26 protein-coding genes, 2 rRNA genes and 1 riboswitch are annotated in these 23,647 nt (G+C 50.2%); of the genes, 26 read left to right on the forward strand and 2 right to left on the reverse strand.

All coding sequences use genetic code 11. From position 1 onward, the window contains the following. The 3 genes from BMX45_RS29745 to BMX45_RS29755 all read left to right on the forward strand — a co-directional run. Positions 1–128, forward strand: a 23S ribosomal RNA gene (locus BMX45_RS29745); the annotation flags it as partial. 65 nt (positions 129–193) lie between these two features. Next, positions 194–310: ribosomal RNA gene (gene rrf, locus BMX45_RS29750) — 5S ribosomal RNA — on the forward strand. 342 nt (positions 311–652) lie between these two features. Beyond that, positions 653–1,090, forward strand: a complete 438-nt coding sequence (locus tag BMX45_RS29755) for a hypothetical protein (RefSeq protein ID WP_009591900.1) — start codon at positions 653–655, stop codon at positions 1,088–1,090. 98 nt (positions 1,091–1,188) lie between these two features. Here BMX45_RS29755 and BMX45_RS29760 read toward each other — a convergent pair whose 3' ends face one another. Further along, positions 1,189–1,710 carry a hypothetical protein gene (locus BMX45_RS29760; protein ID WP_090914272.1) on the reverse strand — a complete coding sequence of 174 codons (522 nt, stop codon included), beginning with the start codon at positions 1,708–1,710 and terminating at the stop codon, positions 1,189–1,191. Positions 1,711–1,943: 233 nt separating this feature from the next. Between BMX45_RS29760 and BMX45_RS29765 the strand changes: the two genes are divergently transcribed. From BMX45_RS29765 to rsmI, 10 genes are all read left to right on the forward strand, one after another. Further along, the gene (locus BMX45_RS29765) at positions 1,944–2,129 is read left to right on the forward strand and encodes a sigma factor G inhibitor Gin (RefSeq protein ID WP_006207397.1); all 186 of its coding nucleotides are present in this window, start codon (positions 1,944–1,946) and stop codon (positions 2,127–2,129) included. 138 nt (positions 2,130–2,267) lie between these two features. Continuing rightward, complete coding sequence (locus tag BMX45_RS29770) at positions 2,268–3,935, forward strand: aminotransferase class I/II-fold pyridoxal phosphate-dependent enzyme (protein ID WP_090914274.1); 1,668 nt, start codon at positions 2,268–2,270, stop codon at positions 3,933–3,935. 78 nt (positions 3,936–4,013) lie between these two features. Further along, positions 4,014–4,658, forward strand: a complete 645-nt coding sequence (gene tmk / locus BMX45_RS29775; RefSeq protein ID WP_090914343.1) for a dTMP kinase — start codon at positions 4,014–4,016, stop codon at positions 4,656–4,658. Between the two features lie 65 nt (positions 4,659–4,723). Then, positions 4,724–5,053: a cyclic-di-AMP receptor gene (locus BMX45_RS29780; protein WP_006207400.1), complete on the forward strand. Its 330-nt coding sequence runs from the start codon at positions 4,724–4,726 to the stop codon at positions 5,051–5,053. 338 nt (positions 5,054–5,391) lie between these two features. Further along, positions 5,392–5,835 (forward strand): YaaR family protein, encoded by a 444-nt coding sequence (locus BMX45_RS29785; RefSeq protein ID WP_009591907.1) that lies wholly within the window; start codon positions 5,392–5,394, stop codon positions 5,833–5,835. An 85-nt stretch (positions 5,836–5,920) separates the two neighbouring features. Continuing rightward, positions 5,921–6,907 (forward strand): DNA polymerase III subunit delta', encoded by a 987-nt coding sequence (gene holB / locus BMX45_RS29790; protein ID WP_090914276.1) that lies wholly within the window; start codon positions 5,921–5,923, stop codon positions 6,905–6,907. A gap of 56 nt (positions 6,908–6,963) precedes the next feature. Continuing rightward, positions 6,964–7,764 carry a PSP1 domain-containing protein gene (locus tag BMX45_RS29795; protein ID WP_009591910.1) on the forward strand — a complete coding sequence of 267 codons (801 nt, stop codon included), beginning with the start codon at positions 6,964–6,966 and terminating at the stop codon, positions 7,762–7,764. A gap of 32 nt (positions 7,765–7,796) precedes the next feature. Next, on the forward strand, positions 7,797–8,165 hold the full coding sequence (gene yabA, locus BMX45_RS29800; RefSeq protein ID WP_009591928.1) for a DNA replication initiation control protein YabA: 369 nt from the start codon (positions 7,797–7,799) through the stop codon (positions 8,163–8,165). Positions 8,166–8,368: 203 nt separating this feature from the next. Beyond that, on the forward strand, positions 8,369–9,136 hold the full coding sequence (locus tag BMX45_RS29805; RefSeq protein WP_090914278.1) for a tRNA1(Val) (adenine(37)-N6)-methyltransferase: 768 nt from the start codon (positions 8,369–8,371) through the stop codon (positions 9,134–9,136). Beyond that, on the forward strand, positions 9,133–10,026 hold the full coding sequence (gene rsmI / locus BMX45_RS29810) for a 16S rRNA (cytidine(1402)-2'-O)-methyltransferase (RefSeq protein ID WP_090914280.1): 894 nt from the start codon (positions 9,133–9,135) through the stop codon (positions 10,024–10,026). The genes BMX45_RS29805 and rsmI overlap by 4 nt, the downstream gene beginning before the upstream one ends. A gap of 268 nt (positions 10,027–10,294) precedes the next feature. Here rsmI and BMX45_RS29815 read toward each other — a convergent pair whose 3' ends face one another. Beyond that, positions 10,295–10,549, reverse strand: a complete 255-nt coding sequence (locus BMX45_RS29815) for an AbrB/MazE/SpoVT family DNA-binding domain-containing protein (protein WP_006207408.1) — start codon at positions 10,547–10,549, stop codon at positions 10,295–10,297. Positions 10,550–10,872: 323 nt separating this feature from the next. Between BMX45_RS29815 and BMX45_RS29820 the strand changes: the two genes are divergently transcribed. The 13 genes from BMX45_RS29820 to BMX45_RS29880 all read left to right on the forward strand — a co-directional run bounded on the left by BMX45_RS29820 (position 10,873) and on the right by BMX45_RS29880 (position 23,587). Further along, complete coding sequence (locus BMX45_RS29820; protein ID WP_090914282.1) at positions 10,873–12,162, forward strand: HD domain-containing protein; 1,290 nt, start codon at positions 10,873–10,875, stop codon at positions 12,160–12,162. 95 nt (positions 12,163–12,257) lie between these two features. Then, a complete protein-coding gene (locus BMX45_RS29825) occupies positions 12,258–13,025 on the forward strand; it encodes a TatD family hydrolase (RefSeq protein WP_217648134.1) in 768 nt (255 codons plus the stop codon). A gap of 205 nt (positions 13,026–13,230) precedes the next feature. Next, a riboswitch (cyclic di-AMP (ydaO/yuaA leader) is annotated at positions 13,231–13,445 on the forward strand. A 269-nt stretch (positions 13,446–13,714) separates the two neighbouring features. Beyond that, positions 13,715–14,902: a 3D domain-containing protein gene (locus BMX45_RS29830; protein WP_090914286.1), complete on the forward strand. Its 1,188-nt coding sequence runs from the start codon at positions 13,715–13,717 to the stop codon at positions 14,900–14,902. Positions 14,903–15,087: 185 nt separating this feature from the next. Next, entirely contained in the window at positions 15,088–15,633 is a 546-nt protein-coding gene (gene rnmV / locus BMX45_RS29835; RefSeq protein ID WP_090914288.1) for a ribonuclease M5, read from the forward strand. Positions 15,634–15,636: 3 nt separating this feature from the next. Continuing rightward, positions 15,637–16,521, forward strand: coding sequence for a 16S rRNA (adenine(1518)-N(6)/adenine(1519)-N(6))-dimethyltransferase RsmA (rsmA, locus tag BMX45_RS29840; protein ID WP_090914290.1), 885 nt, complete (start codon positions 15,637–15,639; stop codon positions 16,519–16,521). A gap of 114 nt (positions 16,522–16,635) precedes the next feature. Continuing rightward, positions 16,636–17,538 carry a sporulation peptidase YabG gene (gene yabG, locus BMX45_RS29845; RefSeq protein ID WP_090914292.1) on the forward strand — a complete coding sequence of 301 codons (903 nt, stop codon included), beginning with the start codon at positions 16,636–16,638 and terminating at the stop codon, positions 17,536–17,538. Positions 17,539–17,829: 291 nt separating this feature from the next. Continuing rightward, positions 17,830–18,105 (forward strand): biofilm formation stimulator Veg, encoded by a 276-nt coding sequence (veg, locus tag BMX45_RS29850; protein WP_006207415.1) that lies wholly within the window; start codon positions 17,830–17,832, stop codon positions 18,103–18,105. Between the two features lie 232 nt (positions 18,106–18,337). Next, a complete protein-coding gene (locus BMX45_RS29855; protein ID WP_009591920.1) occupies positions 18,338–18,520 on the forward strand; it encodes a small, acid-soluble spore protein, alpha/beta type in 183 nt (60 codons plus the stop codon). A gap of 265 nt (positions 18,521–18,785) precedes the next feature. Beyond that, the gene (ispE, locus tag BMX45_RS29860; protein WP_090914294.1) at positions 18,786–19,640 is read left to right on the forward strand and encodes a 4-(cytidine 5'-diphospho)-2-C-methyl-D-erythritol kinase; all 855 of its coding nucleotides are present in this window, start codon (positions 18,786–18,788) and stop codon (positions 19,638–19,640) included. Positions 19,641–19,749: 109 nt separating this feature from the next. After that, the gene (gene purR, locus BMX45_RS29865) at positions 19,750–20,577 is read left to right on the forward strand and encodes a pur operon repressor (RefSeq protein WP_090914296.1); all 828 of its coding nucleotides are present in this window, start codon (positions 19,750–19,752) and stop codon (positions 20,575–20,577) included. Positions 20,578–20,760: 183 nt separating this feature from the next. Next, positions 20,761–21,045, forward strand: a complete 285-nt coding sequence (gene spoVG / locus BMX45_RS29870; RefSeq protein WP_006207419.1) for a septation regulator SpoVG — start codon at positions 20,761–20,763, stop codon at positions 21,043–21,045. Between the two features lie 110 nt (positions 21,046–21,155). Next, a complete protein-coding gene (glmU, locus tag BMX45_RS29875) occupies positions 21,156–22,550 on the forward strand; it encodes a bifunctional UDP-N-acetylglucosamine diphosphorylase/glucosamine-1-phosphate N-acetyltransferase GlmU (RefSeq protein ID WP_090914298.1) in 1,395 nt (464 codons plus the stop codon). Positions 22,551–22,633: 83 nt separating this feature from the next. Beyond that, on the forward strand, positions 22,634–23,587 hold the full coding sequence (locus BMX45_RS29880; RefSeq protein ID WP_006207421.1) for a ribose-phosphate diphosphokinase: 954 nt from the start codon (positions 22,634–22,636) through the stop codon (positions 23,585–23,587). Positions 23,588–23,647 lie beyond the last annotated feature (60 nt).

The following is a 23,647-nucleotide window of genomic DNA, read 5'->3' on the forward strand; positions in this document are numbered from 1 at the left end:
AAGCCCCCCTCAAGATGAGATTTCCCAGTATGTAAGACCCCTTGAAGACGACGAGGTAGATAGGTTGGAGGTGGAAGTGCAGCAATGCATGGAGCTGACCAATACTAATCGGTCGAGGGCTTATCCAAAAATATTTCAATGTGCTGCAAATACGTTTCGTATCTAGTTTTCAGGTGATCAAACATCTGAACCGTTTGGTGGCGATGGCGGAAGGGTTCCACGCGTTCCCATACCGAACACGACCGTTAAGCCTTCCAGCGCCGATGGTACTTGGACCGAAGGGTCCCGGGAGAGTAGGACGTCGCCAAGCGAACAACCACTGTCGATGTAATCGATGGTGGTTTTTATTTGTTTATGGGACTTTTGATGCTTTGATGTGTTAAGAGGTCCAACGCTTTATATAGCACCAAACGAAGCGCCAGCGGCTTTTCTGTTATATAACATGATCATAAAATTGACGTAAACAGATGAAGATTTTGTTACCGATACCACGCCGAAAATCAGTATAATAGAATTAGTCATAATCGGGTAAGTCTTTACCGATTTACGCAGGCTATAGGAATGAAGGCCTGATTGGAAGGTTCTCCATTAACCAACCAACTATGAATACTCATCTGGAGACCGGTTATTGTGGGGGAAGGAGGACAATGACATGTTGCGTAAAAGTGGTCTGCATGTGGCAGGAATGATCTGTGCGGGTACGATACTGTTAATCGGATCCGGATGCGGGGCATCCACGGAACCAAGCTGGAAATCCTTTGACGGGGCAGCGAATGTGAAATCATTCCCGGTTCCGAAGGAAGCGAATAAAACGGAGCAGACGACAGGCAATAGTGACTTGGATTATGTACGCTATGCGCTTCCAGGCTTGAAGGAAGACGACAGTATTCCTGAGCCTTACTTGGATGAAATCGAGTCCTGGGGATGGAAGCAGAAGGAAGTTGAAGACAACGGGTCTTCGTTAGTGTTTGAAAAAGGTAAAAGTATCGTCCACCTGTCGGTGCAAGACGATTTTCTCATAATCACGGTTCCTGCTCAGCTTAAGAAACAAGTCATACAAGGATTGGAAAGCAATAAAGCGAATGAATAAAGACCTCATTCCGAAGCCGGAAGAGGTCTTTATTTCATGTACAAGAGAATATCGTTATAACGCTATGTAGTAAATTCAAACACGAAAAATCCCTTACTTTATTGCTGGTAGTATGAGATATCCTGCTCATTCATTTTTAACATCCCGTCTTTGCGCTGACCGCTCAGGCGCAGCATGGTATAACCTCGCGGAAGAAGCAGCCATAGATGCCAGAACACAATCGCAATGGCAAACGGCAGCGATGACCAGAAGGCCATGATAGCGCTTAAGACTATCCCTACCCAACAGGTATAGAACTGCACCAACATGAATACGCGACGGCTGACATGTTGATCTGGGATATAACCAAGCCAAGGCAGCCTCAGCCTGAAGCGCCAGCGCTTCCGATAGCCTGTTCCCAGGAGGACAAGCACGGTATGACCAATAACGTACTGGATCCATAACATAAGCGGAAAAGCGATGAGCATATAGAGCAGAATGTACGGAGACACCCATAGGGTCCCTGCAGCTGCAGCAAGCCAAGGCAGACTTAAGTAGAGGATGAGCAAGCTTTTGGAAATCTGGATTTTCTTGATTAAGCGGTAGTGATAAAAGGTGGCTTGACCGTGTGGATCTGCCATTGGGCTATGCCGTCCCCCTTTAAATAGAAGATTAATTTCGATAGACGAGAAGTTTTAGTCTTTTATGTTTTTATCGGACAAAATCATATTTTTATTAAGCTGAAAAAAAAGGTACAGACACAAGGCCATCAAGGGGTACATATAATTAAAGCGTAGAAAGATATCCTATGAAAAGGTTTAAAATAATAGAAACTGTGTCATACTAATAGGAAAAGGATCAAGGTGGGATGGTTATGGAAGAATTAACCGAACACGTGTGTATCATATGCAATCAGTCGAAGACCGATGGAATCACCATTGTATCGCAATTCGTATGCGAGGAATGTGAATCGGAAATCGTCCATACCAGTGCGGAAGATGCCAAGTATCATTTTTTTATCCGTCAATTAAAACAGATTGCGATGCCGAAGAATGCATAGGCGCGGGTACGCGTGTTAAATGGGCCTGATGTAAGGGCCTTTTTTTGTTTAGAGAGGATTTTCAGGGCATGGAACGTAGGCGTAGGTTTCAATTTGCGTTAAAATAGGTTAGAGAATGTAATCCGAAGGGATATGTCGATGACTACACATAGAGAGCGTGCCCCACTTACTGAAGCTTTAAGGTTATATCGGGAACGCGGGGCTTCATCTTTTCATGTACCCGGCCATAAGAACGGCAGGGCATACGGGGCAGAAGGTGACGCAGCGGAGATGCTGCGAGAGGCGATGCGCATCGATGTGACGGAAATTACCGGAACCGATGATTTATTTCATCCGGAGGGCGTGATTCAGGAAGCGCAGGAGCTGGCTGCCGATTGTTTTGGCGCCGAAGAAAGCTTTTTTCTGGTGGGCGGAAGCACGGTTGGCAATCTGGCGCTGATCCTGACGGTATGCCGTGAGCCGGGCGACCTCGTGCTGGTGCAGCGGAACGTACATAAGTCCGTGTTGAACGGATTGATGCTGGCCGGTGCAAGGGCGGTGTTTCTTCAGCCGGAGCTGGACAAGCAGAGCGGTTTAGCCGTTGCCCCATCAGAAGCTACGCTGACAGCGGCTCTTGAGGCCTTCCCTGAGGCCAAGGGAGCGTTCATCACGATGCCGAACTATTACGGGATGGGGAGCGACTTAAGGCCGCTGGCGGAGGCTTGCCATAAGCGCGGAGTGCCGTTGCTGGTGGACGAAGCGCACGGGGCGCATTTCGGGCAGCATCCACAGCTGCCGATGAATGCTTTGTCATGCGGCGCGGACGGCGTGGTCCAATCCACGCACAAGATGTTAGCCGCAATGACGATGGGAGCCATGCTGCATGTACAGGGCGTGCTGCTCGACCGGAGCCTGCTGCGCCAGCGGCTGGCGATGGTGCAAAGCTCCAGCCCCTCGTACCCGCTCATGGCTTCGCTGGATCTGGCACGGCGCCTGCTGCACACGCAGGGCGCAGGCGCCTTCACGGCTGGCCTAGCCGCCGTGGATGCCTTCCGGCGCGGCCTCGCGAAGCTGCCGCGCTTCGGGCTGCTGCAGCCGCCGCAGCCCGTGGATGGCGCCGCGGGCACAGCCGCCGCGGCGTACACCCGCCAGGACCCGTTCAAGGCGGTCATTTATGACCGCACCGGGGCCCTGAGCGGTTATGCACTCCAGCGCGAACTGGAGGCGCGCGGCTGCGTGCCGGAGATGAGCGACGAGCTGCGCGTCGTCTTATTGTTTACATTGGGATCGACCCGCGAAGATGCGAATCACGTCTTATGGGCTCTTGTGCATATTGTAGAGCAGGGGGAGAAGACAGATGAGATCGGAATGGAACCAGGTACTGCTGCAGAAGATACGGAATTACTGATCCGGAAATTGCGGGAACAGGGGGATTTCGTGAAGTACGAGCGGCCGGGGATCCACTTGAATGAGGGTTCTTCTCATTTCAATGTCGATGCTAACTTGTTAACTGAAGAAAGTTCGGTCTCCGATGTTTCCACGTGGAACAATTTGCTGCGACAGGCTCCATATTCAGCTCCAATCCCTTTCTCGCTCAAGCCGATTGACAAGGAGAGATTGGAATCGGTGCCGTTAGCAAAGAGCGCCGGGCGAAAGGCGGCCGAGATGGTTATTCCGTATCCGCCAGGCATTCCGATATTATACCCCGGCGAAGACATAACAGCAGAAATGGAACAGAGAATGCTGGCATTGAGGATGGCCGGGGCCAAGTGTCAGGGAATAACCGATCCCACGCTGCAAACCATTGTCGTTTACAAGGAAACGTAAAGGATAGAAACCTCCGTTATGCGCCGGTGCGTAAAACTTGGGGCATATGATCAACAAATGATGAAAGCAGGATACGCTATGAATAATCGCAGACCACTATTTATTACCGTAGAAGGAGGAGAAGGATCCGGTAAAACGACCATGATGGGCAGACTCGCCGCCTTTATGCAGAACCGTTCGATCCCGTATCTGATTACCCGCGAGCCCGGCGGCATAGACATCGCCGAGAAGATCCGCTCCATTATTCTGGATCCGGAGCACACCGCGATGGATGCACGCACCGAAGCATTGTTGTACGCGGCAGCCCGCCGCCAGCATCTTGTGGAGAAGGTGGAGCCGGCATTAAGACAGGGATTGACCGTCCTATGCGACCGATTCGTGGACAGCAGCCTGGTTTACCAGGGGTATGCGCGTGGATTGGGCATGGAAGAGGTATGGAGCATCAATCAGTTTGCCATTGATACCCGGATGCCGGACCTGACGCTGTTATTCGATATCGAGCCGAGGATCGGCCTGTCACGGATCGCGGCGAATGCAGAACGGGAATGGAATCGACTGGATATGGAGAACCTGACATTTCACGAGAAAGTTAGGGAAGGCTATCTATTGGTAGCAGAGCGTAATCCGGATCGAATTCGCATCGTGGATGCTTCCAAGACACCCGCGCAGGTCGAAAGGGAAATGAATCGTCACTTGGAAGACGCGATATTAAAGGATTTTTGAGGTTGTTTGTCAAATAAGTAGTGTTAAGGGCATATGATGCCCAAAATAAACAAGGAGGGTTTACCATGAAATTGATTGTTGCGATTGTCCAGGATAAAGATAGCAACCGTCTCTCCGCCGCATTGGTCAAAGCTAACTTTCGGGCGACAAAGCTTGCAAGTACGGGCGGCTTTCTGAAGGCGGGGAACACCACCTTTATGATTGGGGTAGACGATTCACAGGTTGAAAGTGTGCTTAGCGTCATTCGCACAAGCTGTAAGGTCCGCGAACAGCTGGTCACTCCGGTAACCCCTATGAGCGGTACAACCGATTCCTATTTGCCGCTTCCGGTTGAAGTGCAGGTTGGCGGCGCAACGGTATTTGTACTCCCTGTAGAACGTTTCGAGCATTTCTAAATTCATTCTCTAGATCTGCGATAGATACGTAACGGATGTTTTTATTGGGATATTTGACGGCTGTGTTCTCCTGTATTGAAAGTCTTCTGAACCACTTCTGTATCATAATAAAAATAGTTACCGTAGATCGCTGCAATCGGGAGATGATCTTTCATAAATGGATATTGTAGATGGACTCCGGATCAAGCACCCCGTATTTCGATCATTGTCGGCGAATCGCTTGACAAGATTACCATTTCAAGGTACGTTCACGTGAGGCATAGGTTGTTCGATATGAACGTACCAGATGCCTCCGTTTTATTAGATGCAACAAATAACGCAATAGGCGGTGGATTCAGGTGAAGATCAATCCGGGCTTTCGGCCCATGAAAAGCGAAATCACGGTACCGGATGGCAACGCCAGACCGATTCAGAAGCGATCGTTCTCGGATATGATGCAGCAGCAGGGAGAACGTGCGACCCATGAAGAGCTGAGTCGTCAAATGCGTGAAATTGCAATGCAAGGGGATCGTTTGGCCAAAGCAATGACCGTCCGGGAGTTAAAGGCATATAAATTGATGGTTCGCCGGTTCCTGGAAGAAACGGTTCGTCGCGGTGTAAAAATGAAGGAAACGCGAGGCTGGGACCGCCGGGGGCGCGGCAAGCGCTATAACGTAATCGATGAGGTCGATTCGGCGCTGCTCGAGATGGCGGATGAGCTGCTGGATACGGAACAGGGGAGAATTGATCTGCTGAACAAGGTAGGGGAAATCCGGGGCATGCTGATCAATCTTGTATTCTAGCCGCAAGCGTAAGAAGTTTACTTGAAATGATGGACTGTTCCGTCATAGAGGATCATCATGAAGGATTGGTAGAAGGTGAGGACATATGTCTTTTAACGATATCGTAGGTCAAGGGACTGCGAAGCAACTGCTGCAAAATGCCTTGCGCCGTAATGCTGTCAGTCATGCCTATCTGTTTAGCGGCCCGAACGGTGCCGGACAGATGCAGACGGCGCTTACGTTTGCCAAGGCATTGTTTTGTACGGAAAGAGAAGACGATGCTTGCGGGCAATGTTTGGAATGCCGCAAGGTGGAGCACGGCAACCATCCGGATCTGACGATGGTCGAGCCGGATGGGGCCAGCATCAAGATCGATCAGATCCGCGATCTTCAGCGGATATTCTCCTATCGATCGGAGAACCGGAATCCCAAGGTATATATTATTGACCGCGCGGAGAAGATGACCACGCAGGCAGCCAACAGCCTGCTGAAATTTCTTGAGGAGCCGCAGGCGCCTGCCGTCGCCATACTGATTGCCGAGAATGGACAAGCCCTTCTGCCCACCATTCAATCACGATCGCAGTTAGTCCCGTTTCGGGCACTCGATCCGCAGATGATGGAAAAGGTCCTTGTAGGTGAGGGCTATCCTGCCGCGCTTGTACGCTGTGCCGTTCATCTGGCGTCCGGACTTGACGAGTGCAGGAAAATATTGAATGAGAATTGGTTTGCAGAAATTAGAAACGTAGTGTTACAATTAGGGAAGGAGTCTTTGAACCGCAGCGGCTCTGCGATGATCACCGCGAGTCAAAAAGTGTTCAAAACCGAACTCTCCGATCATCTGGACTTATTGTTCAGTATGTTTCATTTATGGTTTAAGGACATGATCCATGTCCAGTATGGAAGGAAAGAGTCTCTCGTTTTCATAGATCAGGCAGAGTATATCTCTGGTCATGCATCAACCCGCAGCACAGCACAGTGGGTGTCATACATGGATTTGGCCGCAGAGTGTCAGAAGAAGTTACGCTATAATGTCAATGGACAGCTCAGTTTAGAGCAGTTATTGATGGGTTTGGGCGGTAACACTCCGGCGTGAGCACACCCCCAGGCCCGAAGAATGGCCAATATGTACAGGCACAAGGGGGTTTATTTTTGTACAGTGTAGTAGGTGTCCGCTTTAAGAAAGCGGGCAAAATATATTACTTTGATCCGCTCGACCTCCCCGTGGAGAAGGAACAATCCGTAATTGTGGAAACCGCGAGAGGGATCGAGTATGGTCAAGTTGTGATAGGAAAGAAGGAGGTAGGTGAATCGGACGTTGTCCTTCCCCTCAAGAAGGTCATTCGTATCGCTGGTGACTCCGATGCCCGTGTGGTTGAAGAGAACAAACAAGCTGCGAAGGATGCATTCACCACCTGTTTAAATAAAATTCGGGATCACGAACTGAAAATGAAGCTGGTCGACGTGGAATTTACCTTTGACCGAAACAAAATCATTTTCTACTTCACGGCGGAAGGCCGTGTGGATTTCCGTGAACTGGTTAAGGATCTGGCCAGCATATTCCGAACAAGAATCGAACTTCGCCAGATTGGAGTTCGCGATGAAGCCAAAATGCTCGGCGGTCTTGGACCTTGTGGACGTGTACTGTGCTGTTCCTCATGGCTTGGTGATTTTGAACCGGTATCGATCAAGATGGCAAAGGATCAAAGCCTATCGCTCAATCCGACTAAAATTTCCGGGCTATGCGGAAGATTGATGTGCTGCCTGAAGTTTGAGCATGATAATTATGAAAGCGTGAAAGAAGAGCTTCCATCCGCAGGGAAACTGGTCGTTACTTCGCTTGGAGAAGGCAAAGTAGTCGGGCTCAATGCGGATAAGCGGACGGTTCATGTTCAGCTGTTTGAAATTGGAAAGGTCAAGGAACTTCCAATGGATGACGTTGTCATCAAATAGTCCAATAGAATGTTTATTTTCGGGGTGTAGACTTGGAGAAGAAAAACATTTTTGTGCTCATTCAAGAGTTGGAAACACAGATGGGACATATACACAGTGAACTGGGTGGACTTAAGCTGGTCATCAAGGAACTGCTGGAAGAGAACCATCGCCTCAGTCTTGAAAATGAACAGCTCCGGAAAATTTTAAAGAGGGAAGTCAATCCGGCAGAATTGGAAAACCCAGTTGCTTTACAACCTCAGCCTCATGTGAAGGATGAGGAACATGAAGATGTGGTCGGTGAGGGGTATGATAACCTGGCACGGCTCTATCATGAAGGCTTCCACATTTGCAATGTCTATTATGGACATCTGCGGACGGAAGGGGATTGCCTGTTCTGCTTGTCTTTTTTGAATAAATAAGAAGCCGTAGGGGAAACTGCCTACGGTTTTTTTCTAGAATCGAAAGGTTATACTGTAAGGATCGCGAGTGAAACATATGGCTGCTTGTCATGCAATGTGAAGAGCAGCCTTTTACGTATTTCATATCATCAGGCAAGGGTGGAAAGAGTTACACACCAAAGTAGCGGGGATATAACGAATTATAGAGATAAAGGGTTGAAACCATGAAATTGAAAGAAGTGTTACTGCAACCATCCGAGCGGATCGATGATCTGCTCACCCATGAGCTCGGCATCATTCAAAGCGAAGAGGTATTCAGCTTCTCCATGGACGCGGTCCTGCTTGCCAGGTTTGCCAGCATACCGCGCAGGGGCCGGATTCTGGATATGTGCACGGGTAACGGGGTGATTCCCATTCTGCTGTCGACACGTACAGGCGCGCCGATCGAGGGGATTGAAATTCAGCCCAGACTTGCGGATATGGCCAGACGGAGCGTAGCGATGAATGACCTTCAGGACCAGATCACGATCCATGAAGGCGATCTGCGGGAACTGTACAAGGAAAAGGGATATGGAGCGTATGACCTGATTACGGTCAACCCGCCTTATATGCCGATGAATGGCAGCGACTTGAAGCTGAATGAGCATCAGGCGATTGCGAGGCATGAAATTCACTGTACGCTTGAAGAAGTCATTGAGTCCTGTGCAAGGCTGCTCAAACAAGGCGGGAAGATGAGCATGGTTCACAAGCCTCTGCGGCTGGCGGAGATTATCACCCTGATGAGCAAATACCGGATTGAGCCGAAGGTCATCCGGTTTGTGCATCCGCGCGTGAAGATGGAAGCCAACATGGTCCTGATCGAGGGCATTCGGGATGGAAAGCCCGAGGTTCGGCTAAAGCCACCGCTGATTGTGTATGATGAGCAGGGGAAATACGGGCCGGATTTTATGGAAATTTACTATGGAACACATGAGGATGAGACAAAAGAATGAGAAATCTTGTGCAACAGAGTTATGCCGACCGGGGAGCGGGAAGTCCGGGGTCGCTGTATTTGGTGGCAACGCCGATCGGGAATTTAGAGGATATGACGTACCGCGCCGTACGCATCCTGCAGGAGTGCGATATTATCGCGGCAGAGGATACGAGGCAGTCACGCAAGCTGCTGACCCATTTCGAAATTCCGGCTAAACCGCTGTTTAGTTATCACGAGCATAACAAGGCGGCAAGCGGTCCTGAAATCATACGTTATATAATAGAAGGAAAAAATGTGGCACTCGTCAGCGATGCCGGTTTGCCGGCGATTTCAGACCCTGGCAGTGATCTGGTTTCGCTTGCGATTGAGGCAGGAATTTCGGTCATTCCGATCCCGGGAGCCAATGCGGCGTTATCCGCCCTAATCGTGTCGGGTTTGCCGACCGAACGGTTTACGTTTATCGGCTTTTTGCCGCGGGAGCGCAAAGATATCGTCCAGCAGTTGCAAGCTTTGCAATCGGCGCAGGGAACGTTATTATTTTATGAATCTCCGCATCGCGTGAAGAAGACGCTGGAGATCCTGCAGGAGGTACTGGGAAATCGGAAGGTGACCTTGGCACGGGAACTCACCAAGCGCTACGAGGAATTTGTGCGAGGCAGCATTTCCGAATGCCTGGACTGGCTCACGGAGCATCCCCCGCTGGGAGAATATTGTTTGGTGGTGGAAGCCGGCAGTGTAGAAGAGGAGCAGAAAGAGAAAAATGCCTGGTGGCAGGAGCTTTCGCTGGAGGAGCATGTGGGACACTATGAGGGGGAAGGACTAAGCCGCAAGGATGCCATGAAAAAAACCGCGGGTGATCGCGGCGTATCGAAAAGGGACATCTATAACGCACTCCTGACGGAGTCGTGAATATATGGCTTGCCTGGCCCAAGGGGTAAACAAAATAGCCCCACAAGTGGAGCCTAAGCTTCGATGCATATTTCAAATACTTTATGGGGACCGCAAAACATATAAAATGGGATTAAAGAATGGAATACGCTTCACTGAGAACTTATAATTCTTTAATCCCAAAAAAAGACCTCCCTGCGGCCGGGTTCATAGCCGAGGAAGGCACCAAGGAGATATGAAAAAGGTTAGAATTAACAAAATGTAATAATGCTATTATATACTAAAAATCTTAATTTGTCACAGGTGTAGGGATTTCCGAGATACATTCATGGCAAACAATTTTACCTTTGAAGTAAGTGACGTTCTCAGCGTTACCACAGAAGATGCAGGCAGGCTCATATTTCTTAAGCATGATGCGTTCGCCGTCTACATAAATCTCCAATGCATCTTTCTCACCAATTCCGAGCGTGCGGCGCAACTCAATCGGAATGACGACCCGTCCAAGCTCATCGACTTTCCTTACAATTCCTGTTGATTTCATCATAACTTATAAATGCCCCTCTCGCCATAATTTAAAAAAGTCATAATTCGACATAGTTCTAGTTTTTATGTTATTTATAGTACCAACGATTCCCAAAACAGTCAACCTATATTTTTGAAAAATCGGTACCTGTTTACGAAAGTATAGTGAACAAAAGCCTTATATAGCAACGGAATTACCATAATCGAACCAATTTTCACGGCGATTTTGGATTTGTCGATTTGGAAAGCGCGATTTTACGTTATTCGACACAGTTCGACATTAGATGTCAAAAGAAGTGTTTATCGGCTAAAACCAAAGCGTGAACGAGAAGGAGATGAGATGAAATGCATTCACCCATTTCGGAAGAAAAAGTGTTTAAGGACCCCGTCCATAATTACATTCATGTGCAGGACGACATTATATGGCGGTTAATCGATACCCCGGAATTTCAGCGGCTTCGCCGGGTCAGGCAGCTGGGCACTTCTTTCCTGACCTTTCATGGAGCTGAGCACAGCCGATTCTCCCATTCTCTTGGAGTCTATGAAATTACGAGAAGAATCATCTCTCAATTCGAACGGAGAGGGTATTCGGATTGGCCTGCCGAGGAACGGCAAGTAGCGCTCTGCGCGGCGCTGCTGCATGATGTGGGGCACGGACCTTTTTCCCATTCCATAGAAGAAGCTTTTCATATGAACCACGAGGATTGGACATGCCGGATCCTGCTCGGAGATACTTGCGTCAATCGGGTACTGCAGGAGCTCGGTGCCGATTTTCCCGAGAAGGTTGCCTCCGTTATTAACAAAACCTACGATAAGCCGATTGTGATGAATCTGGTCACTAGTCCGCTGGATGCAGACCGGATGGATTATTTGCTAAGGGATGCTTACTATACGGGAGTCAATTATGGAACGATTGATATCGACCGAATCTTGCGGATGCTGCGGCCGTACCGGGATCGGGTCGTCGTGAAGGAATCGGGCATGCACGCGGTGGAGGATTATCTCATGTCGCGGTATCAAATGTACTGGCAGGTGTATTTTCATCCCGTCACCCGAAGCTCCGAAATCATCCTGCGCCAAATCTTTCGCCGGGCCAAGGAGCTGCATGACCGTGGATATGCTTTCCGGTTCATGATCGAACCGCTTCCTGCGCTGTTTTTGGGGAATATCGGCGTGCATCAATATCTGCGCCTTGATGAAGCCCTGATTCAAACGGCCTTTCTGCAATGGACGGAAGAGGAAGACCCGCTTCTTAGCGAATTATGCGGCCGTTTCATGCACCGGAAGCTCTACAAATACGTAGAAATCGACAACATCGATCTGGAAACCATCGACGGGATCCGCCAAGCGTTCCGCGCCGTGGGGCTGCATCCGGAATATGACCTGGAGATTGATTTTCCAACGGATCTTCCTTATGATAAGGTTCATTCCGATATGCCGCTTAACGAGAAACAGATTCTCCTTCTGGACCGGCATGACGAGCTGAGGGAAATCTCGGAGGTATCCGATATCGTACGCTCGATCAGCGGCATTCATAAAGGGCGGTATCATCTTTATTATCCGGAGGAGAAGGTGGGCCCGCTCCTGGGTCAAATGCCGGAAAGGATCGCCGACGTTTTCAAACAACAGCATTAAATCAGGCAAAACAGGACAACACCGTTATTACTCTTGCATTCAACCAACTAATGGAAAATAGGCGACATAGAAACGACAGGAAGGAGAGTGTGGATATTATGCTGTTCGACACGCACACTCATATGGACGCTCCCCAATTCGACGAAGACCGGGAAGCTGCAATTCAGCGGGCGCTTGAAGCCGGCGTTACGCGGATGATCAATATCGGATTTAACCGGGAGACGATCCCGACCACGATGAAGCTGGCGGAGACTTATGATTTTATATATGCAGCGATAGGCTGGCATCCTGTAGATGCGATCACCATGGAGGATCAGGACCTGGATTGGATCGCCTCTTTATGCAGTCACGAGAAAGTGGTGGCAATCGGGGAGATCGGCTTGGACTATCATTGGGATACGTCCCCCAAGGAAGTGCAGCACCGTGTGCTTCGTCGCCAGATCGGGCTTGCCCGGGAATTGAACATGCCCATTGTCATTCATAACCGGGATGCGCATGAAGATATCGTTAACATTTTGCGTGAAGAAAAAGCCTCCGAGGTCGGCGGTGTCATGCATTCCTTCTCCGGAAGCTGGGAAACGGCCAAAATGTGCCTGGATATGGGATTCCATATCTCGTTTGGGGGGCCGATTACGTTCAAGAATGCGAAGCAGCCCAAAGAGGTTTTGGCAAAGGTTCCGCTTGATCGATTATTGATCGAAACGGACGCGCCTTACCTGACACCTCATCCCTTCCGCGGGAAACGAAATGAGACCGCATATGTAAAATTGGTGGCGGAGGCGGCAGCCGAAATTAGAGGGTTGTCCTATGAGGAATTGGCCCAAATTACCACCAAAAATGCGCTGGAACGATTTGGCATTTAACGAAAACGAGAGCAAAAGTGATGAAAAAGGGAGCTTTTTCGATTAATTAAAGTTTTTTAATCAGAAAAGGCGTTGATATTACAATATTTTAACCTTTTACATGAGAAAATGTGGTTGAATGTCGCTTTACAACCTGCATACAAACAGGATATCATCTTTTCAGTGATAAGAAGCTGCGATGTGCAGGTCGCAGCCGAATATTTCATGAACCGTCTCGCTTAATCTCCGAAATTCTGGAGAACGGGGGAACCGATACTGCGGTGCATACTGGTCTGGATGCACGAAGCTGTATTTGATTTCTTTTTCGGGTCTTTGGGGTGAATTTGAAGGATCTCGCCATGAGCGGGCATCCGGATATAGGGCGTCTCTCTTACGTCCGAACCCGACAGCTAACTCCGTAAGCGAAATAAGAGGGGAAATCTCGTGCATACCATTTCCATGATTTCATTCATCAGGAAGCCACGTTAGAGCCTCTAGTACTCTTTCAATGGCTTCTTTTATTTTTGAATAATGGAGAAGGGTTCATCATACTCTTGGTAAACAGGAGGTGATGGCAGATGGACGGAAGACGGGAATTGACGCAGGGTGTAGATAGATAGCAGGGCGCCCTGTGAGAAAAATTGCTATAGTCACGTCAAATGCATTCATGCGTTTACCTAGACGGCGGGACTATGAAGGAGGATGGAATAGTGGGCATTTTTCAACCTGAAGAAACCCATGAATCACAATCATCCAGCATGTCTTACGCATTGAGATGGAAGCATGACAATTTGCGTCAACTGATGTTGCTCGGCGCCATGGGTGCCGTTACGGTATCACTTCTCATATCGTTGGTTGTACATGACCAGGCAGGCAAGGAAGTTCAGCTTGTCGTCGACGGCCGGGTCACTACGGTGGAAACACGTGGATCGTTGCTGCAGGAATTGCTGGATGAGCAAGCGATCACGTTGAGTCCCCAAGATCAAATTTCGATGCCCCTGAACGGCGCGATCCGGGACGGAGACCGAATTATTATTGACAGAGCTATTCCAGTCAACGTTACGGTAGGCAGCAAAACCAAAACCATATTTACATCCCAGGATACAGTTGATCATGTACTCAAAGAGGCTGGTGTTACGATCCAGGGTGAAGATATAGTACAACCGTCGCAAGACACGAAGCTGACCAGCAATATGAATATCCATGTCGTTCGCGTCACGAAGCAAAAAGTTAAGGAAACGGAAGACCGCGAATTCCGCGTGATCAAGACGGCCGATCCATCGCTTGAAAAGGGTGATAACCGCGTTATTCAGCGAGGCGAGCCTGGTCTTATGGTGAACCATTACGAGAAGGTCTACCACAATGGCAAGCTGGTTTCCAAGACGAAGGTCTCCCAAGAAATTGAACGCAAAACGAAGGATAAAATCATTGCCGTAGGCACGAAAAAAGTGGAGAAGCCTGTTATCGTCCAGGCGGCAGCCACCGATGTAAAAGCTACACCGGCTAAATTGTCCGGCACGAAAAAAGTAACGACCGCTAAGGCTGTGGAGAACAACGTGGTTTCCCGCGCAGGCGTTGATTTTAAATACAAGAAGGTATTGAACAACGTGTCGATGACGGCGTATTCGGCCGAGCAGCAAGGAATCGGTACGCGTACCGCATCCGGCACTCGCGTTACGGAAGGTCGCACCATCGCCGTTGATCCTAACATCATCCCGATCGGGTGGTGGGTCTACATCGAGGGCATCGGCTTCCGCCGTGCTGAAGATACGGGCGGCGCCATCAAAGGCAACAAAATCGATGTCTATTACGATTCGTTGAAATCGGCCATGAATTTCGGCCGGAAGAGCGGCCGCACCGTTTACGTGATCGGTCCGGTTAAACCTGAATTGAACTAGACGCATGAATTCCAATTTACTTTGCCATTCTAATGCTATACTATTTAGCTTATAATATATGATGATCAAGAAGAGGAATATTTCCTCTTCTTTTGTTTTGTTAAGACCGGAGTAATCAAGGCTAAACGGGTTGAACCTTAACGTTGTACAAGCCTGCTCTGCTTGGGAAGGAAGAGAATGAACGCATGATTAAAGAAGTGATTGTCGTTGAAGGCAGGGACGATACCGTTGCCATTAAACGGGCCGTAGAGGCCGATACGATCGAAACCGGCGGTTCAGCGATCAACAAACAAATCCTGAAGCGCATAGCGCTTGCCCAGGAGCGCAGAGGCATTATCATATTGACGGACCCTGACCATGCGGGTGAACGAATCCGCAAAATCGTGGATCAGGGCGTACCCGGCTGCAAGCACGCCTTCATTCCGGAAGCGGATGCTACCCGGAAAGGGGATATCGGCGTGGAGAATGCCTCGCCAGAGGCGATACGGCGCGCGCTGGAGCGGGTTCACACGTCTTTTGAGGGTGGAGAGAGCCTGATCAGTTTGGAGGATCTGCTGGAGGCGGGATTATCGGCTCACCCTGAGGCCGCGGCAAGACGGAAGGCGATGGGCAATCTGCTGGGCATCGGATACTGCAACAGCAAGCAGTTCCACAAACGATTGGCCATGTTTCAAATATCGCGGGAAGAATTTCTGGCTGCACTTGCACAGCTGGAAGAAGGGGGCGTTTAGCCAATGAGTCGGATCGAGGATATATCAACACCAAGACGGACGAAGGAGATCATCTCACGCCATGGATTCTCCTTCAAGAAAAGTCTGGGCCAGAACTTTCTCATCGATCAGAATATTTTGTATAAAATCGTGGAAGCTGCAGGACTTGATAAAGACAAGGGCGCGCTCGAGATCGGGCCTGGCATCGGTGCACTGACGGAGAAGCTGGCGCAGACGGCAGGAAACGTCACCGCGGTCGAAATCGATCAGCGCCTGATTCCTATCCTAAGGGAAGTTCTGGAGCCCTACGGGAACGTGAGGGTTCATCATGGGGATGTGCTGAAGGTGGATCTTCATGAGCTGTTCCGTCAGGATTTCGGGGACGTATCGAAGGTAAGCGTGGTTGCCAATCTGCCGTATTACGTGACGACGCCGATTCTCATGAAGCTGCTGGAGGAGAAGCTGCCGCTGGAGAACATCGTGGTGATGATTCAGAAGGAAGTAGCCGAACGGATGGCCGCTGCACCGGGAAGCAAGGATTACGGAAGTCTCAGCATTGCCGTTCAATATTACAGCGAGCCTAAGCTGGTCTGCATCGTGCCGCACACGGTGTTCATTCCGCAGCCGAACGTCGAGTCTGCCGTGATTCGCCTGGCGGTCCGTGAACAGCCTCCCGTCCGCGTGGAAGATGAACGATTCTTCTTCGAGGTGGTCCAGGCTTCATTTGCACAGCGGCGGAAGACGATTGCCAACAATCTGAAGAGCCGGTTCTTCCCGGGTGAGGGACGTGAACGGTTGGAGCAGCTGCTGCAGGAAGCAGGCATCGAGCCTTCACGGCGCGGAGAGACGCTTAGCATTGAGGAGTATGCGCGGCTTAGCAACGTGCTGTTCGGCGCCAATATCCGTTGACGCAGCCTTTCGGGAGTCCCTGGAGCTTACGAATGGCCTCCGCGCGATAAATTGGCGCTGAACAAGAACCAATAGTCACAGTAGCCCATACCATAGGGTAGGGGTGATGTTGTGATGAACTTGGGAGACTTGGTCGTTCGTAAATCCTACGGCGGCGATGTAACGTTCCGGGTAGAAGGCATGCGGCAAAATAACAATATCGTCATCAAAGGGACGGAATTCCGGTTACTGGCCGATGCTCCCGTTGATGATCTGGTCACGGTCCCGCATCCCACCTTAAGCGAACGAACAAAGCAGGCACAGATCAAAGCCAATGAGTCGCTCGATCGCCTGCAGAAGCAAAGACAGGAGCAGAGCGAGCGTCAACTGGCCAGCCTGCGGCATATTGAAGGCGGCCAGCTTGCGGATAAAGGATATTTTGACGTGCCGGGCAAGGTGCTGCATTTGGATGGGGATCCCCAATACCTGAAGAAGAGCATGGCCTTATACAATCAGCTTCGGGTCCCAGCGGAAGGCCATTATATCAATGAGTCGGGGATGGCCGATTCGTTATATCGTCTTCTTCCGCGGGTAAGACCTGATATCGTCGTGATCACGGGTCATGACGGCGTTCTGAAGAGACGACAGCCATACGATTTATATAGCCTGGACAGCTATAAAAATTCCCACAACTTCGTCACAGCGATTCAAGTGGCGCGTCAATATGAGCGGAACCTGGATTCCCTGGTCATCGTGGCCGGAGCGTGCCAATCGCATTTTGAGGCGTTGCTGCAGGCTGGAGCCAATTTTGCCAGCTCGCCGGGGCGAATCCTCATCCATGCGCTGGATCCCGTCTACGTCGCCGCTAAAGCGGCCTATACGTCAGTCCGGGATACCGTGAACATCCATGACGTGGTCCATCATACGATCAGCGGCAGCCAGGGCGTAGGCGGAATTGAGACGAGAGGCAGCTACCGCATCGGTCTGCCCAAGCTGCAGGATTTGTCCACCTTGAAGGTTACGCCTTCAGTCAGTTAGGCTCCTAATCCGTTCGATCAGAGGTCCAAATTACCGCTGGAGAATGAACCAAGAAGAACCCCACTCGATGGGGTTTTTTTATTTTTCCTCTCCATTCGTTAAGAAAGTTGTCAAAAAAAATACATAAAGCTTGTCAATTTAGCGCATATTAAAGCAAATGAGCGCGAGAATGACAGGGTCAAAAAAAATACATTGACAATATATTTTTGATGCTGATATAATTAATGTTTTTGAATTGACAAATGATGTAATCTTCGGTATAATGGACAAGGAAAGAGGTGGTCGTCGACAATGGCTAAAAATGCGCTGTTGGAAATCAAACGCAGTCTCGATGCCCATTTAGGGCAAAAAATTACGCTTCGGGCAAACGGTGGCCGTCGGAAGACCGTCGAGCGTACTGGTGTTTTGGAAGAAACGTACCCTTCTGTTTTCATTGTGAAGCTGGACCAAGACCAGCAAACTTTTAAACGTGTGTCTTACAGTTATGCGGATATTTTGACCGAAACCGTGGAGATCATGGTCACCGGTGACGACAACGAGATGCGAATCACCTATATCAAGTCATAACGATACGTCATGAGAGCAGTCTCCGCTTACAGGGAGGCTGTTTTTTGTTGCCATCCTTCCGGAGGGATGACAAGGACGGTTTGAACGCATACTAAATCTGCGCGAGCTTATCCCAGCCGTTCTATACGCGGTGACGGAGACTTAAGCATGCGTAAGGCCCATGGAAGGCCGCTGCGTCGCGCAGAATGCTGTTCATGCCATACTCAATACATTTTCCAAGGAGGCGGGATTGATGAGCAGAAGAAGACGAAGCATCATGTCCGATCAATTGAAGACCGAATTGGCTAAAGAATTGGGATTCTACGACACCGTGGAAAAAGAGGGCTGGGGAGGCATAAAGGCCAAGGATGCCGGCAACATGGTAAAACGGGCGATTGAGCTCGCCGAGCGGGCAGCCCGCAAATCCGACCTGTAAGAGTATGGCCGCATCGCAGCAGGGTCTTCCGGTTAAGCGGAAGGCCCTGTTTGTTTCATCTTTAGCTTCCTGACTCGCAGGAACAACAGCTTGCGCCTTGATAAGCGGCAATAGGCGTTTTTCTTAAAGCCGGTGCATCGGTAAACGTCATCAAACGGTCCCATGACTTCAAAGCCTGAGTTTGTTAATATAGAGGCATTAGATGTTTTTCCTCGAATATGTTAAGTTCAAGCATATGGGAAAAGCTAAGGATAGGTGAACGTTCTTGAAAATATACGAAAAAGCACCGGCCAAAATCAATTTGATGCTGGATGTACTCCATAAACGTCCTGACGGCTTTCATGAGGTAGAGATGGTCATGACGATGATCGACCTCGCCGATCGGCTCGAAATGTCCGAACAGAAGCGGGACACCATCATCATCACCTCACAGGCAGGATACATACCGCTGGACGAGAAGAATTTGGCCTTTCAGGCAGCAAGACTAATCAAAGAGCGCTACGACGTGAAGAAGGGTGTGCATATCCACCTGGACAAAAAAATTCCCGTTGCCGCGGGACTCGCAGGAGGCAGCAGCGATGCGGCGGCCACACTGCGCGGCTTGAACCGCCTCTGGGGGCTCGGCATCCCCCGGCAGGAGCTGCTCGCGCTCGGTGCCGAGCTCGGCTCGGATGTGCCGTTCTGCGTGACCGGCGGCACGGCATTGGCTACGGGGCGCGGCGAAGTGCTCACGCCGATCCAGAATCCGCCGCAATGCTGGGTGATCGTAGCGAAGCCGCCGATCAATGTGTCGACGGCGGAGGTGTATGGCCGCTTGCGCAGCGAGCAAATTCAGTCCCATCCATCGGCTGAGCGGATGGTGGACGCGCTGGCGCAGGGCAGCTTCCAGCAAATGTGCCAGTCGCTGGGCAACGTGCTGGAAGAGGTGACCTTGAAGATGCACCCGGAAGTTCAGCAGCTGAAGGAAGGTATGCTGAAATTGGGCGCGGACGGCGCGCTGATGTCCGGCAGCGGTCCTACCGTCTTCGGCCTGGTCTCCAAGGAATCCAAGGTGGCCCGGATTTACAATGGCCTTCGGGGCTTCTGCAAGGAAGTATATGCGGTTCGCCTGCTCACTTAGAAACGGTTCGAATTGACAATTCGGGGGCGAGTTGCAATCGAAGTTGTATAAATACGTACAAAAGTGTTATATTTAACATATAATATTCGGATTTAGCGAGGAACCCTAGGTGAAAAAATTAAAACGAAGCGAACGATTGGTCGATATGACCCAATATTTACTATCCAAACCGCATACGCTGATACCGCTGACAACGTTCGCCGAGCGATATGGAGCAGCCAAGTCGTCCATTAGCGAGGATTTGGCGATCATTAAGGACGTATTTGAGAGCGAGGGGCTCGGTGAGCTTCAGACGTTGGCCGGCGCGGCCGGAGGGGTAAGGTACATTCCGAAGCTGCGCAGAGACCATGCTCTGCGCTTTGCGGAGGAGCTGTGCCAGCAGCTTCAGCAATCGGATCGGATTCTGCCGGGCGGCTACCTGTACATGTCCGATCTGCTCGGACAACCTTCACTCATGAACGAAGCGGGCAAGATCATTGCGACGGCATTCTCCGACCGGGTGATCGATGTGGTCATGACCGTGGAGACCAAAGGAATTCCGCTGGCCTATGCGACGGCGGCGCAATTGAACCTGCCGGTCGTACTAGTTCGCCGGGACCATCAAGTGACGGAGGGGTCGGCCGTAAGCATCAATTATGTGTCCGGCTCGCACAAGAGCATCCATACGATGTCTTTATCCCGCCGGGCGCTCAAGGAGCGCTCCCGTGTACTGATCGTGGACGATTTCATGAAGGCAGGAGGCACCATTCAGGGGATGGTCGATCTGCTTGGTGAATTTAATGCCGAAGTCGCAGGCGTCGGGGTCCTGGTGGAATCGGGATCGGTAGAAACCGAGGAAAGACTCCTTGAGGACTATATTTCACTCGCGGTTTTGAGCGACGTAGACTCCAAAACCAAGAGAATTACCGTTAAACCTGGTAATTATTTCGAAAACTAGGCACGCGGTTTTTGTCGATATAATAGCGTTTTCATTCGAATCAGCACGAAGTCTGTCGAAAATATCACATTCTAAAAAAAATTCCTGTTTTTAGGACATTTTGTAGTAGAAAAAAGAAGGATTTCGGGTTTGCTGTGTGGAATTATACACCAAGTCTCTGATGGAAAAAGGTGGTGAACACATATGCAAATTACGGATGTCAGACTCCGCCGTGTTAACTCTGAGGGGAGAATGAAGGCAATCGCATCCATTACCATCGATAATGAATTTGTCGTTCACGACATTCGCGTCATCGACGGAAACAATGGAATGTTTGTTGCAATGCCGAGCAAACGCACTCCTGACGGAGAGTTCCGCGACATTGCCCATCCCATTTCCTCTGGTACCCGCGAGAAGATTCAATCGGCTGTATTGGCCGAGTATGAGCGAGCGGCTACTGAAGAAGAAGTGATTGAAGAAGGCGCTTAAGTTTTACAATTGGGGTTCAAGGAAAAGAGAGCCATGCCTATGGCTCTCTTTTCTTTTTTTGTAGAATGATATATATTCAGTAGTGAGTTCAAGAGGAGGAGGCATGGCCCTTGAAAAGATTTGCTATTGTGCTCGCCGCAGGGCAGGGCAAACGTATGAAATCCAAACTATATAAAGTGCTGCATCCTGTTTGTGGCAAGCCGATGGTCGGACATGTGGTCCAAACCGTACAGCAGGTGAACTGCGAACGCAGTGTTGTGGTCGTTGGCCACGGCGCGGAAGCGGTTCGCACCTATCTGCAAGACGCAGCCGAGTATGTTCTGCAGGAGCAGCAGCTCGGAACGGGTCACGCCGTGAAGCAAGCCAAGGAACTGCTTGGCAGTGAAGAGGGATCCACGATCGTCATTTGCGGGGACACTCCGCTGGTGACGTCTGAGACGCTGGAGAATCTTCTGAAGCTTCATGAAAGCAGCAACGCGGCCGCCACGGTGCTCACCGCGCATATGGATAACCCGAAAGGCTACGGCCGGGTCATTCGAGGCGAGGATGGAAGCGCGCTTCGGATCGTCGAACAGAAAGATTGCAGTCCGGAAGAGGACGCCGTCACTGAAATTAATACCGGTACCTATTGCTTTGACAATAAAAAGCTATTTGCTGCACTGGATAACGTAACCAACCAGAATGCGCAGCAGGAATATTACTTGACCGATTGCATCGGCATCCTGAAACAAGCCGGCGAGACCGTGCTAGCTTATCAGACGGATGACTATGCCGAATCAATTGGCGTCAACGACCGTCTGGCGTTGTCGGAAGCCGAAGGCTTCATGAGAGAGCGCATCAACCGCTCGCACATGTTGAACGGTGTTACCATCATTGACCCGGCTTCTACCTATATCGGAGCCGACGTTCAGATTGGTTCGGATACCGTGCTTTATCCCGGCACCGTTCTGAAAGGGAACACGGTGATCGGCGAAGACTGCTTCATCGGGCCGGATACCGATATCGAGGACTCCATTATCGCGGATGGTGCCAGCGTCAAACATTCGGTGCTCAGCAGCGCTGAAGTCGGATCTCGGACCTCGGTAGGGCCTTTTGCTTATCTCCGTCCGGGGGCAAAACTCGGAGCTGATGTGAAGGTGGGCGACTTCGTCGAAGTGAAGAACGCGACGATTGACGACGGTTCAAAAGTATCCCATCTCAGTTATGTTGGCGATGCCAAAGTCGGCAAAAACGTCAATATCGGCTGCGGTGCGATTACAGTCAACTATGATGGTTATAATAAGTCCATTACCGAAATTGAAGACGATGCATTTATCGGCAGCAACGTGAATTTGATTGCGCCGGTGAAGGTGGGCAAGGGCGCATTCGTTGTTGCAGGCTCGACCATTACGCATTCCGTTTCGGACAATGATCTGGCCATCGCTAGGCAGCGTCAGGAGAACAAGCCAGGGTACGCAGAGAAGATCCGGGCACGCGCCATCGCCAAGAAGAACAAGAAATCGTAATTATCCCTGCTTCTCTTTTCCAAGATAAGAAGCGGTGATCGGATAGCCTAATTCAACGAACCAGCACGGAGGGTTTTTATTCTATGACTTATCTTGATTCTAAATTAAAAATATTCACGTGTAATTCCAATCCTAAACTTGCCCATCAAATCGCTGATTATATCGGCATTCCGATGGGGGAGTCGCATACAACCAGCTTCAGTGACGGCGAGATTCAAGTTAAGCTCTCCGAGAGCGTACGGGGTTGTCATGTCTATATTGTGCAGTCCACTTGCTTGCCGGTGAATGATAACCTGATGGAGCTGCTGGTTATGGTGGATGCGCTCAAGCGGGCATCCGCGAAGAGCATCAACGTGGTTATTCCGTATTACGGATATGCCCGTCAAGACCGTAAAGCGCGTTCGCGGGATCCGATCACCGCTAAGCTGGTTGCCAACCTGATCGAAAAGGCAGGGGCTCATCGCGTCATTACAATGGACCTGCATGCGATGCAGATTCAAGGATTTTTCGATATTCCGGTGGATCATTTGCTTGGCGTGCCGATCCTTGCCCAATATTTCCGTTCGAAGCAGATCGAGAACCCGGTCGTTGTATCTCCGGACCACGGCGGCGTGGTTCGCGCGAGAAAGCTTGCTGATTTCCTGAATGCCCCGCTGGCGATTATCGATAAACGCCGGCCGGAGCCGAATGTCAGTGAAGTCATGAACATTATCGGGAATATCGAAGGCAAGACCGCCATTCTGATCGATGACATTATCGATACCGCCGGAACGATTGTGCTGGGTGCCAATGCGTTGATGGAAGGCGGCGTGAAGGAAGTCTATGCGTGCTGTACGCATCCGGTTCTCTCGGGCCCTGCCCATGAGCGTCTGGAAAACTCCCCGCTGAAGGAAGTTGTCGTAACGGATACCATTCCGATCACCAATCCGAACCCTAGCAGCAAACTGACGGTACTGTCGGTTGCTCCGTTGATGGGTGAAGCCATCATCCGGGTTCACGAGGAATTGTCGATCAGCAAGTTGTTCGAAATAGAATAATAAACCGTGTAAAAAGGCAGGGTTACATCTCCTCATGAGGGAAATGTAGCCCTTGTCGGC

Origin of the sequence: Paenibacillus sp. cl141a, from assembly GCF_900109305.1 — a bacterium.
GTDB lineage: Bacteria > Bacillota > Bacilli > Paenibacillales > Paenibacillaceae > Paenibacillus_AQ > Paenibacillus_AQ lautus_A.